This window comes from Streptomyces sp. NPDC054975 (genome assembly GCF_053609105.1).
The window spans coordinates 3,533-19,037 of record NZ_JBSGWV010000079.1; the positions used below are offsets into that span (position 1 = coordinate 3,533).

Annotated in this window: 13 protein-coding genes and 1 other RNA gene; 13 read left to right on the plus strand and 1 reads right to left on the minus strand. The window is 72.0% G+C overall.

What is annotated here, in order from left to right; genetic code table 11:
• Positions 1-129 precede the first annotated feature (129 nt).
• The 3 genes from ACWF79_RS33540 (at position 130) to ssrA (ending at position 2,348) form a co-directional block, all read left to right on the plus strand.
• Entirely contained in the window at positions 130-1,314 is a 1,185-nt protein-coding gene (locus ACWF79_RS33540) for a S41 family peptidase (RefSeq protein ID WP_453731968.1), read from the plus strand.
• Between the two features lie 18 nt (positions 1,315-1,332).
• A complete protein-coding gene (smpB, locus tag ACWF79_RS33545; protein WP_453731969.1) occupies positions 1,333-1,875 on the plus strand; it encodes an SsrA-binding protein SmpB in 543 nt (180 codons plus the stop codon).
• Between the two features lie 103 nt (positions 1,876-1,978).
• Positions 1,979-2,348: a transfer-messenger RNA gene (gene ssrA / locus ACWF79_RS33550) on the plus strand.
• A gap of 52 nt (positions 2,349-2,400) precedes the next feature.
• Here the strand turns inward: ssrA and ACWF79_RS33555 are convergent.
• Complete coding sequence (locus ACWF79_RS33555; RefSeq protein WP_453731970.1) at positions 2,401-3,729, minus strand: MFS transporter; 1,329 nt, start codon at positions 3,727-3,729, stop codon at positions 2,401-2,403.
• An 83-nt stretch (positions 3,730-3,812) separates the two neighbouring features.
• Between ACWF79_RS33555 and ACWF79_RS33560 the strand changes: the two genes are divergently transcribed.
• From ACWF79_RS33560 to ACWF79_RS33605, 10 genes are all read left to right on the plus strand, one after another.
• Positions 3,813-4,781 (plus strand): LysR family transcriptional regulator, encoded by a 969-nt coding sequence (locus ACWF79_RS33560; protein WP_453731971.1) that lies wholly within the window; start codon positions 3,813-3,815, stop codon positions 4,779-4,781.
• A gap of 191 nt (positions 4,782-4,972) precedes the next feature.
• A complete protein-coding gene (locus ACWF79_RS33565) occupies positions 4,973-6,328 on the plus strand; it encodes a nitrate/nitrite transporter (RefSeq protein ID WP_453731972.1) in 1,356 nt (451 codons plus the stop codon).
• 75 nt (positions 6,329-6,403) lie between these two features.
• Complete coding sequence (locus ACWF79_RS33570) at positions 6,404-7,549, plus strand: uroporphyrinogen-III synthase (RefSeq protein ID WP_453731973.1); 1,146 nt, start codon at positions 6,404-6,406, stop codon at positions 7,547-7,549.
• Positions 7,550-7,701: 152 nt separating this feature from the next.
• Complete coding sequence (locus ACWF79_RS33575) at positions 7,702-8,205, plus strand: GNAT family N-acetyltransferase (RefSeq protein WP_453731978.1); 504 nt, start codon at positions 7,702-7,704, stop codon at positions 8,203-8,205.
• 68 nt (positions 8,206-8,273) lie between these two features.
• Positions 8,274-8,828: an ABATE domain-containing protein gene (locus ACWF79_RS33580; RefSeq protein WP_453731974.1), complete on the plus strand. Its 555-nt coding sequence runs from the start codon at positions 8,274-8,276 to the stop codon at positions 8,826-8,828.
• 117 nt (positions 8,829-8,945) lie between these two features.
• The gene (locus ACWF79_RS33585; RefSeq protein WP_453731975.1) at positions 8,946-9,533 is read left to right on the plus strand and encodes a sigma-70 family RNA polymerase sigma factor; all 588 of its coding nucleotides are present in this window, start codon (positions 8,946-8,948) and stop codon (positions 9,531-9,533) included.
• On the plus strand, positions 9,530-10,387 hold the full coding sequence (locus ACWF79_RS33590) for a zf-HC2 domain-containing protein (RefSeq protein WP_453731976.1): 858 nt from the start codon (positions 9,530-9,532) through the stop codon (positions 10,385-10,387). Before ACWF79_RS33585 ends, ACWF79_RS33590 begins: the two co-directional genes overlap by 4 nt.
• A gap of 89 nt (positions 10,388-10,476) precedes the next feature.
• Positions 10,477-12,819, plus strand: coding sequence for a HelD family protein (locus ACWF79_RS33595; RefSeq protein ID WP_453731979.1), 2,343 nt, complete (start codon positions 10,477-10,479; stop codon positions 12,817-12,819).
• A gap of 386 nt (positions 12,820-13,205) precedes the next feature.
• A complete protein-coding gene (locus ACWF79_RS33600) occupies positions 13,206-14,642 on the plus strand; it encodes a malic enzyme-like NAD(P)-binding protein (protein WP_453731977.1) in 1,437 nt (478 codons plus the stop codon).
• Positions 14,643-15,009: 367 nt separating this feature from the next.
• On the plus strand, positions 15,010-15,291 hold the full coding sequence (locus tag ACWF79_RS33605) for an HU family DNA-binding protein (RefSeq protein ID WP_017237029.1): 282 nt from the start codon (positions 15,010-15,012) through the stop codon (positions 15,289-15,291).
• Positions 15,292-15,505 lie beyond the last annotated feature (214 nt).

A 15,505-nucleotide genomic window follows, 5' to 3' on the forward strand; every position in this document is an offset into this window, starting at 1 on the left:
TGTCTTGTTGGGGGTGCTTGTTTGCGTCTGTCATTCACCGTGTTTTTGACAACTCCCCCCTCCTCCCCCCGGGGGCGCTTCCCGCACCCCCCCCCCCCCCCGCCACTGCTTTGTCCTAGAGTGAGCGCCATGCCTTCCGGCCCCGACCTCTGTCTCAGGCCCCGCGGAGTCCTCCGCGGGGCGGCCTTGACGCTGGTCTTCGCCGGAGTGCTCGCGACGGCCGCGGCCACCGGAGCCCTGCCCCGGCAGGAGCCCACCACCGTGAAGCGTGTCCAGCAGGCCCCGGCGCGCGACACCGTCGACCCCGCCGACCTCTCCCGCGCCGCCGCCGAGGCGATGGCCGACGGCAAGTCCGGCAAGCAGGCCGCCGAGGAGTTCGTCAGCCGCAGCGGCGACCGCTGGGGCGCGGTGTACGGCAAGGCCGAGTTCGAGGAGTTCGAGCAGGCCCTCGACGGCTCGTACACCGGCGTCGGGCTCTCCGCCCGGAAGGCCGGGGCGGACCGGATCGAGATCTCCCGGGTCCAGGCCGGCGGGCCCGCCGCCAGGGCCGGGCTGCGCGCCGGTGACCGCCTCGTCACCGTCGACGGGCGTTCCCTTGCCGGGCTCTCCGTCTCCGAGGTCGTCGCCCTGCTGCGCGGCGACGGCGCCGCCCAGGCCGGATCCACCGTCGCCCTCGGGGTCGAGCGCGGCCGCTCCGCCTGGATCCAGACCCTGACCCGGGCCCGGCTCGCCACCGACGACGTCACCGTGCGGCGCCTCGACGACGGCACGGTACTGATCAAGGTGGCCGCCTTCACCAAGGGCGTGGGGGAGCGGGTACGGGACGCGGTGCGCGGCGCGCCGCCCGGTGCCGGTGTCCTGCTGGACCTGCGGGGCAACGCCGGCGGCCTGGTCTCCGAGGCCACCACGGCCGCCTCGGCCTTCCTCGACGGCGGTCTGGTCGCCACGTACGACGTCGACGGCGAGCAGCGCGCGCTGTACGCGCAGAGCGGCGGAGACACCGTACGGCCCGTGGTGGCGCTGGTCGACGGGGGCACCATGAGCGCCGCCGAGCTGCTCACCGGCGCCCTGAAGGACCGCGGCCGGGCCGTCACCGTCGGCTCACGCACCTTCGGCAAGGGCGCGGTGCAGATGCCGAGCACGCTGCCCGACGGCTCCGTGGCCGAGCTGACCGTCGGCCACTACCGCACCCCGGCCGGTCACGGCGTCGACGGCCTGGGCATCACACCCGACCTCGTCGTCAGCGACAGCACGGGCGAGCGGGCCGAGGAACGGGCCCGCACGGTATTGAGTGGCCTCGGAGGGGGCTCGTAGTGCGAAAATGGCCGCACTATGGCAAAGGGACTCGTGAACGTGCAGGGCAAGCCTGCCAAGAAGAAGGACCAGGACAAGGGTCCTGAGCGCAAGCTCATCGCGCAGAACAAGAAGGCGCGCCACGACTACCACATCATCGACACCTACGAGTGCGGTGTGGTGCTCATGGGCACCGAGGTGAAGTCGCTCCGGATGGGCCGCGCGTCGCTCGTGGACGGCTTCGTCCAGATCGACCGGGGCGAGGCGTGGCTGCACAACATCCACGTACCGGAGTACGCCCAGGGCAGCTGGACCAACCACTCGGCGAAGCGCAAGCGCAAGCTGCTGCTGCACCGCGCCGAGATTGACAAGCTGGAGGCGAAGTCGCAGGAGACGGGTCACACGATCGTGCCCCTCGCGCTGTACTTCCTGAACGGTCGGGCCAAGGTCGAGATCGCCCTCGCCAAGGGCAAGAAGGAGTACGACAAGCGGCAGACGCTGCGGGAGAAGCAGGACACCCGCGAGACGAACCGGGCGATCGCGGCGGCGAAGCGGCGCCAGCGGGCGTCCCAGCTCGCGTAGGGCCCGCGTGGGGCGCCGTTAAGTCGCTGGCAACCGTACGGGGTCGTCCCGTACGATGGGGCACGTACCTCACAGCGGGTACACGCTTTTGAAAAATCAACATGGGGATGATCGGTTTCGACAGCGGATGTCGAAGCAGGGGAAGCGTGTCGAGGAAGCGGCAATGATCTCGTTAACCATATGTCGCAACCAATAATCGCCAACACCAAGCGCGATTCCTTCGCCCTCGCTGCCTAAGTAGCGACTTGCGAAGTGTCAGCCCGGGGGTGATCCCGACCCGGATCCTGGCATCATCAAGGGATCTAAACTTCTAGACCCGGTCACGGGGCCTGGAAGGAAATCAAACAGTGACTGAGCCCGTCGGAGACTTGTCCGCGTGATCTCCGGGGCCGAGAAAATCGCAGCGGACTGCACACGGAGAAGCCCTGATTCTGCACCGTTGGACGCGGGTTCGATTCCCGCCATCTCCACTCATCCCATGTGGGCAGAGGCCCGGCAGTCGTCACGACGACCGCCGGGCCTTTGTCATTCCCGGGCCGACGTCGTGCGCGCCGCCTCCCCGACGAGGGCCAGGGCCGCCGCGGCCGCCGGGACGAGGAAGGCGTACGCCGTGGACGGGGCCGCCTCCGCCGCCCAGCCACCGGTGGCCGAGCCGACCGCGATGCCGGCGAGGAGGGCGGTCACGGCGAGGGTCATGCCCTCGTTGAGCCGGCCCGGCGGCGTCAGACGCTGGACCAGGGCCATCCCCGTCACCATCGTCGGGGCGATGGCCATGCCCGCCAGCAGGAGTCCGGCCGCCAGGGCGAGCAGCGAGCCGGTCGAGGCGCCGAGGAACGGCAGCGTCATCAGGCAGGTCATCGCCGCGAGGCAGGTCCGCAGCCGCACCGCACGGCCCCGGCGGCCGTAGGCAAGGCCCGCCGCGCAGGAGCCGGCGGCCTGCAGGGCCAGGACCGGCCCGGCGAGGGGGCCGTCGATATGGGCGAGCGTGACGACCTCCATCGCGCCGAAGACGGCTCCCGTGGTCAGGAAGACACCGAGCAGCGCGGCGGCACCGGGGACGCGCAGCAGAGAGCCGGGCGCGGTCGCCGAGCGCGGCGCGACCGGCGGCTCGGTGGCGCGCTGGGCGGCGAAGAGCAGGACACCGGTCAGCAGCAGGACCGCGCCGACCAGCGTGCCCGCCTCCGGGAAGAGCGCCGCGCACAGGAACGCGGCCACGACCGGGCCCAGCATGAAGCACAGCTCGTCGACGGCCTGCTCGAAGGCGTTGGCCGTGTGCAGCGCGGCCGGGTCGTTCCGGTGGAGGTGCGCCCAGCGGGCCCGGGACATCCCGCCCGTGTTGGGGCTGGTGGCGGTCGCGGCGTACGCGACGAAGAGCGTCCAGACCGGGGCCCGTTGGTGCACGCACCACAGCAGGGCCAGCGAGCCGAGCGCGGCCAGAGCCGTGGCCGGGACGGCGACCCGGGCCTGCCCGTGCCGGTCGACGAGGCGCGCGGTCCAGGGGGCCACCACGGCGGTGGCGGCCATGCCCGTCGCTATGACGGCTCCGGCGAGCGCGTACGAGCCGTACGCCCCCGCGATCATGATCACCGCGCTGACGCCGAACATCCCCATGGGCAGCCGGGCGACGAGGTTCCCGAGGGTGAACGCGCGGGCGCCGGGGACGGCGAAGAGCCGACGGTAGGAGCCGACGCGCGGCTCGAGGGTGTGCGGCCGGGTGGCGCGGGGTCCGGGCGTGCGCGGCTCGGGGGTGTGCGGGCGGGGGGTGACGGGGTTCGGCTCGGGGGTGTGCGGTTCGCGGTAGCGGGGGGCGAGCGCGGGGCCCGCCGGGGTGAGCGTGAGGTCGTGGTGCGGCATGCTCCCCAGCCTCCGGGGAGCCCTCGTCCGCGGTCCAACACCTGATCCGTGGCCATTCACGCGCCCGTGTTGTTAAATGCCGGGTGGTCACTTCGTACGACATCGAACCCCGGCTCCTGCGCGCCTTCACCGCCGTCGCCGAGGAGCTGCACTTCACCCGTGCCGCCGCCCGCCTCTACGTCGCCCAGCAGGCCCTCTCCCGCGACATCCGAAGGCTGGAACGGGACCTGGGGACGGAGCTGTTCGTACGGACGACCCGTCAGGTCACCCTCACCCCGGACGGCACGCGGCTCCTCCCGTACGCCCGCGGGGTGCTGGCCGCCTGCGACGAACTCGCCGACGCCTTCCGTGCCGCCGCGAGGCCCCTGCTCGTCGACCTCAACAACACCGGTCTGCCCGCCCAGGACCGCGTCATGGAGCGGGCCCGCGCACTCGCCCCCGAACAGGAGCTGTTGGCCCGTTACGAGAACGGTCTGACCGGCGCCGCCGCCGAGATCCTCGCCGGGCGCCTGGACGTCTCCTTCGGACGGTACGGCGGGCTCGACGCGGCCACGCGCAGCAGGCTCGCCTCGCAGTTCGTGCGGTACGAGCCGATGGCGGTGGTACTCCCCGACGACCACCGGCTCGCGGACCTGACGGAGGTGCCGCTGGCCGCGCTCCGGGGCGAGAGCGTCTACGCGGGCGCCGGCAACGACCGCACCCCGGAGTGGACCGACCTCGCCGCCCGGCTCTTCGCCGGGTACGGCATCTCCGTCGCGCCGCCCGCGCCGATGGTGGTGGGGAAGGAGGAGTTCCGTCGGGTCATGGCCAAGCTCCGCGTCCCGGCCCTCGCGGTCGTCGACTTCCCGCCGATGCCGGGCAGTGTGCTGCGGCCCCTCGTCGACCCGGTGCCGCTCTCCCCGGTGAGCCTGGTGTGGCGCAAGGGGCTGCGCCATCCCGGCCTGGACGCGCTGCGCACCGCCGCGGCGGAGATCGGCGGGCGGGAGGGGTGGCTGGACCGCCCCGCGGACTCCTGGCTCCCGGAGGGGGAGCCTGGGGTGCCGGGGGCCTGAGCGCGGGGCCGTCGGCCACCGGCGCGGGTGGGCGGACCCGCCGTACTCACACCGGAGCCGCGTGCCGGGTGAGAGCAAGGTTCCGTTCCCGTCACCTCCGGCCACGGGGCCGAAACGCGACGTTCCTAGGGTGGGCCCCCAGAGGTCCAGAGCACCTGGACGCTCGCGACCCGACAGCGTGGAGGTACGTGATGGGCGGCCGGTGGATCGAACGCTGGGAGCCGGAGGACGAGACCTTCTGGCGTGAACAGGGCGAGCGGATCGCCCGGCGCAACCTGCTCTTCTCCGTCTTCTCCGAGCACATCGGCTTCTCCGTCTGGAGCCTGTGGTCGGTGATGGTCCTCTTCATGGGGCCGCAGTACGGCATCGACCCGGCGGGCAAGTTCTTCCTGATCGCGACCGCCACCTTCGTCGGCGCGCTGATCCGCATCCCGTACACCTTCGCCGTCGCCCGCTTCGGCGGCCGGAACTGGACGATCGTCAGCGCGCTGCTGCTCCTCCTGCCGACGGGCGTCGCCTACGCGGTGATGGAGCCGGGCACCTCGTACGGCACGTTCCTGCTGGTCGCCGCGTTGACCGGCGTCGGCGGCGGCAACTTCGCCTCTTCCATGACCAACATCAACGCCTTCTTCCCGCTGCGGAAGAAGGGCTGGGCGCTCGGCCTCAACGCGGGCGGCGGCAACATCGGCGTCCCCGTCGTCCAGCTCGTCGGCCTGCTCGTCATCGGCACCGCCGGCGCGCTGCACCCGCGGATCGTCCTCGGCGTCTACATCCCGCTCGTCGTCGTCGCCGCCGTGTGCTCGGCGCTCTTCATGGACAACCTCGCTCCGGTGAAGAACGACACCGGAGCGGTCAAGGAGGCCGTGGCCGCCAAGCACACCTGGATCATGGCCTTCCTCTACATCGGCACCTTCGGCTCCTTCATCGGCTACAGCTTCGCCTTCGGGCTCGTCCTGCAGACCCAGTTCGGGCGCACCCCGCTCCAGGCCGCCTCGCTCACCTTCATCGGCCCGCTGCTGGGCTCGCTGATCCGGCCCGTCGGCGGCTCGCTCGCCGACCGGTACGGCGGCGCCCGCATCACGCTGTGGACGTTCGCCGCCATGGCCGTGTCGACCGGGGTCGTGGTCTACGCGTCGGTCTCCGAGTCCCTCACCGTCTTCCTCGTCGGGTTCATCGGGCTCTTCGTCCTCAGCGGCCTCGGCAACGGCTCCACGTACAAGATGATCCCCGCGATCTTCCTCGCGCAGGGGCACCGCAGGGGCCTCTCGGGCGAGGCGGCGGAGTCGTACGGCCGCAGGCTCTCCGGGGCCTCCATGGGGCTGATCGGAGCGGTGGGCGCGCTCGGCGGGCTCGGCATCAACCTGGCCTTCCGGCAGTCCTTCCAGACCGCCGGCACCGGCACCGGGGCCTTCGTCGCCTTCCTGCTCTTCTACGCGGCCTGCATGGTCGTGACCTGGGCGGTATACCTTCGCCGGCCGTCGGCCGTACCGGACACGGCGGAGGGCGCCGAGGACAGGACCCGGCAGCTCGGTTACGCCGAGGTGTGATCCGGAGTGGTCCGTAACGGGCAGGAAATCCAGGTGAACCGCATCCGTCACGCATCGCCGTCAGGCTCGGCTCTCATGTACGAGCAAGAGCAGGGACCCCTCGCGGGGTTCACCGTGGGGGTCACCGCGGCACGGCGCGCGGACGAACTGAGCGCGCTGCTGCGCCGCCGGGGGGCGGCCGTGGTCCACGGCCCGGCGCTGCGGATCGTGCCGCTCGCGGACGACACCGAACTGCTCGCCGCGACGAAGGACCTCATCGACCACGCCCCGGACGTCGTCGTCGCCACGACGGCGATCGGCTTCCGGGGGTGGGTCGAGGCGGCGGACGGCTGGGGCCACGGCGAGGAGCTCCTGGACTGCCTGCGGGGCGTGGAGCTGCTCGCGCGCGGCCCCAAGGTCAAGGGCGCGGTACGGGCCGCCGGGCTGACGGAGTCGTGGTCGCCGTCCTCGGAGTCGATGGCCGAGGTCCTCGACCGGCTGCTCGACGAAGGGGTTGAGGGGCGGCGGATCGCGCTCCAGCTGCACGGGGAGCCGCTGCCGGGGTTCGTGGAGGCGCTGACGGCGGGCGGCGCGGAGGTCGTCGGCGTACCGGTCTACCGGTGGATGCCGCCCGAGGACATCGGCCCGCTCGACCGGCTCCTGGACGGGGTCCTGGCGGGCACCCTGGACGCGGTGACCTTCACCAGCGCCCCGGCCGCCGCCTCTCTCCTGTCGCGCGCGGAGGACCGGGGGGTCCAGCCCCAGCTGGTCGAGGCGCTACGGCACGAGGTGCTTGCGGTGTGCGTGGGGCCGGTGACGGCGCTGCCGCTCCAGGCGCACGGCATCGACACCCTCCAGCCCGAGCGCTTCCGGCTGGGCCCGCTGGTGCAGCTGCTCTGCCAGGAGCTGCCCGCCCGCGTGCGCAGCCTGCCGGTGGCCGGTCACCGGATCGAGATCCGCGGCCACGCGGTCCTCGTCGACGGCACCCTGCGCCCGGTCCCGCCGGCCGGGATGGCCCTGCTCGCCACCCTGGCCCGTCGCCCCGGCTGGGTCGTCTCCCGCGCCGACCTGCTGCGCGCCCTGCCCGGCGCGGGCCGGGACGAACACGCGGTGGAGACGGCGATGGCCCGCCTCCGGACGGCCCTCGGCGCCCCGAAGCTGATCCAGACGGTCGTCAAGCGCGGCTACCGCCTGGCGCTCGACGCGACGGCGGACACGAAGTACGGGGACGGGGCGCCGTAGCCCCGAGGTGACGGCATTGGATCCCCTCCTTCGGCTCCACTCCACCGGATCCACTACTTCGGATCCAATATTTCGGATCCAATACATCGGATCCGAAGTATTGGATCCGATGCACGCCGTCCGGTCGCGGCGCCTACCGTAGGCGCGTGATCATGATCCGTGCCGCCGTACCCGACGACGCCCCCGCCCTCGCCGCCGCCGTGCTGCGCAACCGCGAGCACATGCGCGCCCGGGAGCCGTACCGGAGCGAGGCGTACTACACCGCCGAGGGCCAGGCGGCGCGGCTCGCGGACGGGGCGCAGCGGTGGTTCGCCGTCGACGGGGAGGAGCTCGTCGCCTGCGCGACGCTCTCCGGGATCGCCCTCGGGCCATTCCGCAGCGCCTCCCTCGGCTACTGGGTCGACGGCCGGTACACCGGGAAGGGCCTCGCCACCCGGCTCGTCGACGAGGTCTGCCGGGCCGCCCGCGAGCAACTCGGTCTGCACCGGATCGAGGCCTGCACCATGTTGGACAACCACGCGTCCCAACGCGTCCTCGCCAAGAGCGGATTCGAGCAGATCGGTACCGCGCCGCGCTATCTGCACATCGACGGCGCCTGGCGCGACCACCACCTCTTCCAACGCGTCCTCCACGACGACCCCCCGCCGCAGGTCTAGCCGGACCCGCCCCGCCTCGGCACTCTGGTCGGGACGACTGCTTCCGATCGTGAGGTGGTGACAGGGGCATGACCGTACGGTTCGACTCCGGGCGGATCAGCCTGGACCTGGCCGCCCAGCCGCTCGGCGACCCCCACGCGCTCGACCACTTCCTGCGTACCGCCGGACTCGTCCCCGCCGCCATGCCGCTGAGCCGGCTCGACGCCTTCTGGGTCGTGCGCTTTCGCGAACTGCGGGACTGTGTCGGCGAACTGGCGCAGGCCCAGCTCGACGGCCGCCGCGCGGCCGACCGGGCACTGGAGCGACTCAACGCCCTCGCGGCCGCCTCCCCACCGCCCGCGCCCCGCGCCGTACGCACCGAAACCGGGGGACTCGTACGGGTGTTGTACGCCGAACCCGACTGCCGCGCCCTGCTCGCCGCCGTCGCACGGGACGCCGTCGACCTGCTCACCGACCCCACAGCCCGCGCCCTGCTGCGCCGTTGCGAGCGCGACGACTGCCGCCGCTGCTACCTCGACACCTCGCGCGGGCGCCGCCGCCGCTGGTGCTCCAGCGAGTCGTGCGGCAACCGCGAGCGCGTTGCCCGGCATCGGGCAGCCCGGAGGGCAGACGCGGCCGTATGACGTCCCGTGTGACGCCCCGTGTGACTTCCGCGAAAAAACTTCGCGCGCCGTTGAGTCGAACCCGTCCCCCGCTCCGTACCCCTGCACGACAGCAGGGTCTCGACCGGGGAGGTTCAGGTGCGCAAGGATGCGGCCGTGGCCGATGAACGTCCGCATCGGGCCCGGCATCGCAGCGAGGGGTCGAAGGGGCGCCCCGGCGTCCCCGACGAGGAGTTGATGCGTGCTCTCTACCGCGAACATGCCGGGCCCCTGCTCGCCTACGTACTGCGTCTCGTCGCCGGCGACCGCCAGCGCGCCGAGGACGTCGTGCAGGAGACGCTCATCCGTGCCTGGAAGAACGCCGGCGCGCTCAACCGGGCGACCGGCTCCGTCCGACCTTGGCTGGTGACGGTTGCCCGGCGCATCGTCATCGACGGACACCGAAGCCGGCAGGCCCGGCCGCAGGAGGTCGACCCGTCACCGCTCGAGGTCCTGCCCGCGGAGGACGAGATCGACAAGGCGCTGTGGCTGATGACGCTCTCTGACGCGCTCGACGATTTGACCCCCGCCCACCGGGAAGTGTTGGTCGAGACCTACTTCAAGGGGCGTACGGTCAACGAGGCGGCCGAGACCCTCGGCATACCCGCAGGGACCGTGCGTTCCCGGGTTTTCTACGCACTGCGTTCGATGAAGCTCGCGCTGGAGGAGAGGGGGGTATCGGCATGAGCAACGGCATGACACCGCCGCACGACGCCGCGGGCGCGTACGTGCTGGGCATCCTGGACGACGTCGACGCCGCCGCCTTCGAGGCGCACCTGGCGAACTGCGAACTCTGCGTCGCGCACGTGGAGGAGTTCGCCGGCATGGAGCCGATGCTCGCCCTGCTGGCGGACGCCGAGTCCCAGGGCGCCCCGCGCCCGGTGGGGCTCGATCCGTACGCCGACGAGGCCTTCGACGCCTTCGCGCCCCGGCCACCCGCGCCCCCCGCCCCGCGCCGCGCTCCCACCGAGCCCGCCGTCCACGCCTCGGCCCCCGGACCCGAGCTGCTCGACCGGCTCATCGACGAGGTCGGGGCCAAGCGCGCCGCCCGGCGCCGCCGCACCCTGTACCTGGTCGCGGCCGCCGCGGTCCTCGTCGTCGGCGGCCCCGCCGTCGCCGTCGTCGCCACCTCCGGAGGCGAACGGGAGAACCGGGCGGTCGACCCGCACCCCACCAGCCCGGCCGAGGACGCCTTCTTCCACCACATGGGCGAGAAGATCCAGGCGACCGACCCGACGACGAAGATCAGCGCCACCGTCGGCATGGAGAAGAAGGGCTGGGGCACCCACACCGTCCTGGAGCTCAAGAACGTCAAGGGCCCCCTGAAGTGCCGGCTCGTCGCCGTCTCCAAGACCGGCGAGGAGGAGACCGTGACCTCCTGGGCCGTCCCGAAGTGGGGGTACGGCATCCCCGGCGCCACCCAGGAGTCCGCCAAGAACCCGCTGTACGTCCACGGCGGCGCGGCCATGGACCGCAACGACATCGACCACTTCGAAGTACGGACCTTCGACGGCGAACGCCTCGTGGAGGTAGAGGCCTGACATTTCGGCCCCCTGTGGCGTACGCTCGACGGCTGCCCAGTGCACGTCAGAAGGGGGCCTCAGTGGCCGCGCAGGAAGCCGTGGAGGCCATGGACGCCGCCATGGACGTCACCGACTCGGTCCGGGACCGTGAGATCGGTGTCGAGCAGGAACATCTGGACAAGGTCTACCGCCGTCTCGAGGAGAAGATCCACGAGGCGGAGTTCCTGATGAACGACGCCGCCCAGCGCGGCCAGGTCGGCACCCCCGGCGCGCTCGCCGAGCGAGACGCGCAGGTGTTCCGGGCCGGGGTGCACCTCAACCGGCTCAACAACGAGTTCGAGGACTTCCTCTTCGGCCGGATCGACCTGCTGTACGGCAAGGACGGCAAGAAGGGCCCCGACGGCGCGTACACCTCGATCGAGCCCGCCGAGGACGCCGTACGGCCCGACAACACGGCCGAGATCGGCGAGACCCTCCACATCGGCCGGATCGGTGTCCTCGACTCCGACTACGCGCCGCTCGTCATCGACTGGCGCGCCCCCGCCGCCGCGCCCTTCTACCGCTCCACGCCGGTCGACCCCGGCCGCGTGGTGCGCCGCCGCGTCATCCGCTCCAAGGGCCGCAAGGTCCTCGGCGTCGAGGACGACCTGATGCGCCCCGAGCTGAAGGCCACCCTCGACGGGCGCGCGCTGCCGGTCATCGGTGACGGCGCCCTGATGGCCGCGCTCGGGCAGGCCCGCAGTCACACCATGCGGGACATCGTGTCCAGCATCCAGGCCGAGCAGGACCTCGTCATCCGCGCGCCCGCCGCCTCCATCACGTACGTCGAGGGCGGCCCGGGCACCGGCAAGACGGCGGTCGCCCTGCACCGGGCGGCCTACTTGCTCTACCAGGACCGGCGCCGGTACGCGGGCGGCATCCTGATCGTCTCCCCGACACCGCTGCTCGTCTCGTACACCGAGGGCGTGCTGCCCTCGCTCGGCGAGGAGGGGCAGGTCGCCATCCGCGCCCTCGGCTCGCTCGTGGACGGCGTGGAGGCCACCACGTACGACGAACCGGCCGTCGCCCGGATCAAGGGCTCCTCCCGCATGCTCGCGGTCCTGCGCAAGGCGGCCCGCGGAGCACTGGAGACCCCCGCTCCCAGGGCCCAGGCGCAGCTGGCCCTCGGGGAGGAGGAGGCCGCCCCGGCCCCCGCCGGCACCCCCACCCGCCTCCGGGTCGTCGCCTTCGGGCGCCGTCTGGAGCTGGAGTCCGAAGAGCTCCAGCGCATCCGGCACAACGTGCTCGGCGGCTCCGCGCCCGTCAACCTGCTGCGCCCGCGCGCCCGCAGGCTGCTGCTCGACGCCCTGTACGCCAAGTCCGGCGCCGCCGGGCGGCACAGCGACCCCGAGCTCGCCGCCGAGCTGCGCTCCTCCTTCGACGAGGACGTCTCCACCGAGGACTCCTTCCTCGGCTTCCTCGACGCCTGGTGGCCCGAGCTGACCCCGCGCCAGGTCCTGGACGCGATGGCCGACGAGAAGCGCCTCGCCCGCTGGGCCCGGCGGGTCCTCAACCAGGGCGAGGTCCGCCGGCTCGCCCGCTCGCTGCGCCGCGACGGCCTCTCCGTGCACGACGTGGCCCTCCTCGACGAGCTGAGCACCCTCCTGGGCGCCCCGGCCCGGCCGCGCAAGAAGCGGGAGTACGACCCGCTGGACCAGCTGACGGGCCTGGAGGAGCTGATGCCCGTACGGGAGGAGACGCAGCGCGAGCGGGCCGAACGGCTCGCGGCGGAGCGCACCGAGTACGCGCACGTCATCGTCGACGAGGCCCAGGACCTGACGCCCATGCAGTGGCGGATGGTCGGGCGGCGTGGCCGGACCGCGACCTGGACGGTCGTCGGCGACCCGGCGCAGTCCTCCTGGTCGAGCCCGGACGAGGCCGCCGAGGCCCGCGACGAGGCGCTCGGCAGCCGGCCGCGCCGCCACTTCGAGCTGACCGTGAACTACCGCAACCCCGCCGAGATCGCCGAGCTGGCCGCCAAGGTGCTGGCCCTCGCCATGCCCGGCAAGGAGTCGCCGCGCGCGGTCCGCTCGACCGGCGTGGAGCCGCGTTTCGTGGCTCTGCCCGGCAAGGCCGACATGGCCGAAACCGTACGGGCGGAGGCACGCCGACTGCTCGAACGGGTGGACGGAACGGTCGGTGTCGTGGTGGCCATGAACCGCCGCGAGCAGGCCGCCGGCTGGCTGGCCGAGCTCGGGGACCGGGTGGTGGCGCTGGGCTCCCTGGAGGCCAAGGGCCTGGAGTACGACGCCACCGTGGTCGTCTCGCCCGCGGAGATCGCGGACGAGTCCCCGGCGGGCCTGCGGGTCCTGTACGTGGCGCTGACCCGGGCCACCCAGCAGCTGACGGTGGTCTCGGGCGCCCGTGACGTGCCGGACGCGGACGGAGTGCCGGACCTGCTCAGGGACTGACGGGCCCGGTCCGGGACTGATTTCAGGTCAACCTGCGTCGCAGGAATCACTTACCAGGGTGGTTTGTTAGCCTGTCTATGGCACCGGCTCGATCCAAGCCCCCGGGCCCAACCTTCGTCCCTTAGAGGGACCACTTGCCGCGAGGCGAGCATGGCGGGTCGGTGCCACCTTGTACGTACATACAGAAGAGGTCCGCGTCACCCCCGGGTGATCGCGGGCCTCTTCTGTTTCCCCATGGGTTCTCGTATGGTGGAAACTACTTTCCGAAAACGAAATGACCGCATTACCTGCTACCGGCGGGTAGGTGCGACGATCGGAGGGCGCCGCCGGGCAACCAGCCGGGGCGGCGTAGCAACGAAGCTCAGGGAAAGCAGAGGAACTCGGCCATGGCAACGGCGCCCAGCGTCTCGTACTCGATGACGGTCCGGCTGGAGGTTCCCGCCAGCGGAACCGCGGTCTCCCAGCTCACCACGGCGGTGGAGTCCCACGGCGGTTCCGTCACCGGCCTCGACGTGACCGCCTCCGGCCACGAGAAGCTCCGGATCGACGTCACCATCGCCGCGAGCTCCACCGCGCACGCCGACGAGATCGTCGCGCAGCTGCGCACCATCGAGGGTGTCGTCCTCGGCAAGGTCTCCGACCGTACGTTCCTGATGCACCTCGGCGGCAAGATCGAGATGGCGTCCAAGCACCCCATCCGCAACCGTGACGACCTCTCCATGATCTACACCCCGGGCGTGGCCCGGGTGTGCATGGCGATCGCCGAGAACCCCGAGGACGCCCGCCGCCTCACCATCAAGCGCAACTCCGTCGCAGTCGTGACGGACGGCTCCGCCGTCCTCGGCCTCGGCAACATCGGCCCCAAGGCCGCCCTGCCCGTCATGGAGGGCAAGGCGGCCCTCTTCAAGCGCTTCGCCGGCATCGACGCCTGGCCGATCTGCCTGGACACCCAGGACACCGACGCGATCGTCGAGATCGTCAAGGCGATCGCCCCCGGCTTCGCGGGCATCAACCTGGAGGACATCTCCGCCCCCCGCTGCTTCGAGATCGAGGCGCGGCTGCGCGAGGCCCTGGACATCCCCGTCTTCCACGACGACCAGCACGGCACCGCGATCGTCGTCCTCGCCGCCCTGACCAACGCGCTGCGCGTGGTGGGCAAGAGCATCGGGGACGTACGGGTCGTCATGTCCGGCGCGGGCGCGGCCGGTACGGCCATCCTGAAGCTGCTCATCGCGGCGGGCGTCAAGCACGCCGTCGTCGCCGACATCCACGGCGTCGTGCACGCCGGACGCGAGGACCTCGTCGAGGCCGCGCCGGGCACCCCGCTGCGCTGGATCGCCGACAACACCAACCCCGAGGGCGTCACCGGCACCCTCAAGCAGGCCGTGGTCGGCGCGGACGTCTTCATCGGCGTCTCGGCCCCGAACCTGCTCGGCGCGGACGACGTCGCCGCCATGGCGGACAACGCGATCGTGTTCGCGCTCGCGAATCCGGACCCCGAGGTGGACCCGGCGGTCGCCCGTCAGACGGCCGCCGTCGTGGCCACCGGCCGCTCGGACTTCCCCAACCAGATCAACAACGTGCTGGTCTTCCCGGGCGTCTTCCGCGGTCTGCTGGACGCGCAGTCCCGCACGGTCAACACGGAGATGATGCTGGCCGCCGCCTCCGCGCTCGCCGACGTCGTCACCGAGGACGAGCTGAACCCGAACTACATCATCCCGTCGGTCTTCAACGACAAGGTCGCGGGAGCCGTCGCGGGCGCCGTCCGCACGGCGGCGAAGGCCGCCGGCGCGGGTGTGGACAACGGGACGAACGGGCTCTGACGGAGCCTCGTCAGGGCGGCGTGGGGCCGTGAGCGGCCCCATGTCCGCCCCCGCGACCGGCGCGTCGCGAGTCGCGGGGCCGTAAACCCGCCTCTAGGATGGCTCTTCGGCTCCAAAGAGTTTCGGCGGAGTCGACGGAACGTCACCACGCCCCAGGTCGTGGCGCTTTTCGTGTGACCCCAGGGGGTGCCGGATTGGCGTTCCCGCCGCTGGTGGGGGCAGGATGCCTATTCGGGCGCGAGGGTCTGTCAGCAGACCCGGGTCCGGGGACTGTCCGAGGGCCCTGGCAGCATCGGCATCGCTGTGCCCACATGCGGCTCCGCCGCGTGGCACGCCTCACAGGCAAGAAGAACACGGGAGTAACAACATGAACCGCAGTGAGCTGGTGGCCGCCCTGGCCGACCGCGCCGAGGTGACCCGCAAGGACGCCGACGCCGTGCTGGCCGCTCTCGCCGAGACCGTCGGCGAGGTCGTCGCCAAGGGCGACGAGAAGGTCACCATCCCCGGCTTCCTGACCTTCGAGCGCACCCACCGTGCCGCTCGCACCGCTCGTAACCCGCAGACCGGCGACCCGATCAACATCCCGGCCGGCTACAGCGTGAAGGTCTCCGCGGGCTCGAAGCTCAAGGAAGCCGCCAAGGGTAAGTAAGCCTGTAGGCACAGGCGCCGAGGGCCTGGAAGCGGGCCTGAGGCGACGAAAGGGCGGCCACCCTGTCAGGGGGTGGCCGCCCTTCTGTCTGCCCTTGTGCGGGCGCTGCAGCGTGTCTGCCCGCGTGTGGGCGCTGCAGCGTGTCTGCCCGCGTGTGGGCGCTGGAGCGGCGCCCCCCCGGGCCCGTCGCCCCACCCAGGACCCAGAACAACCC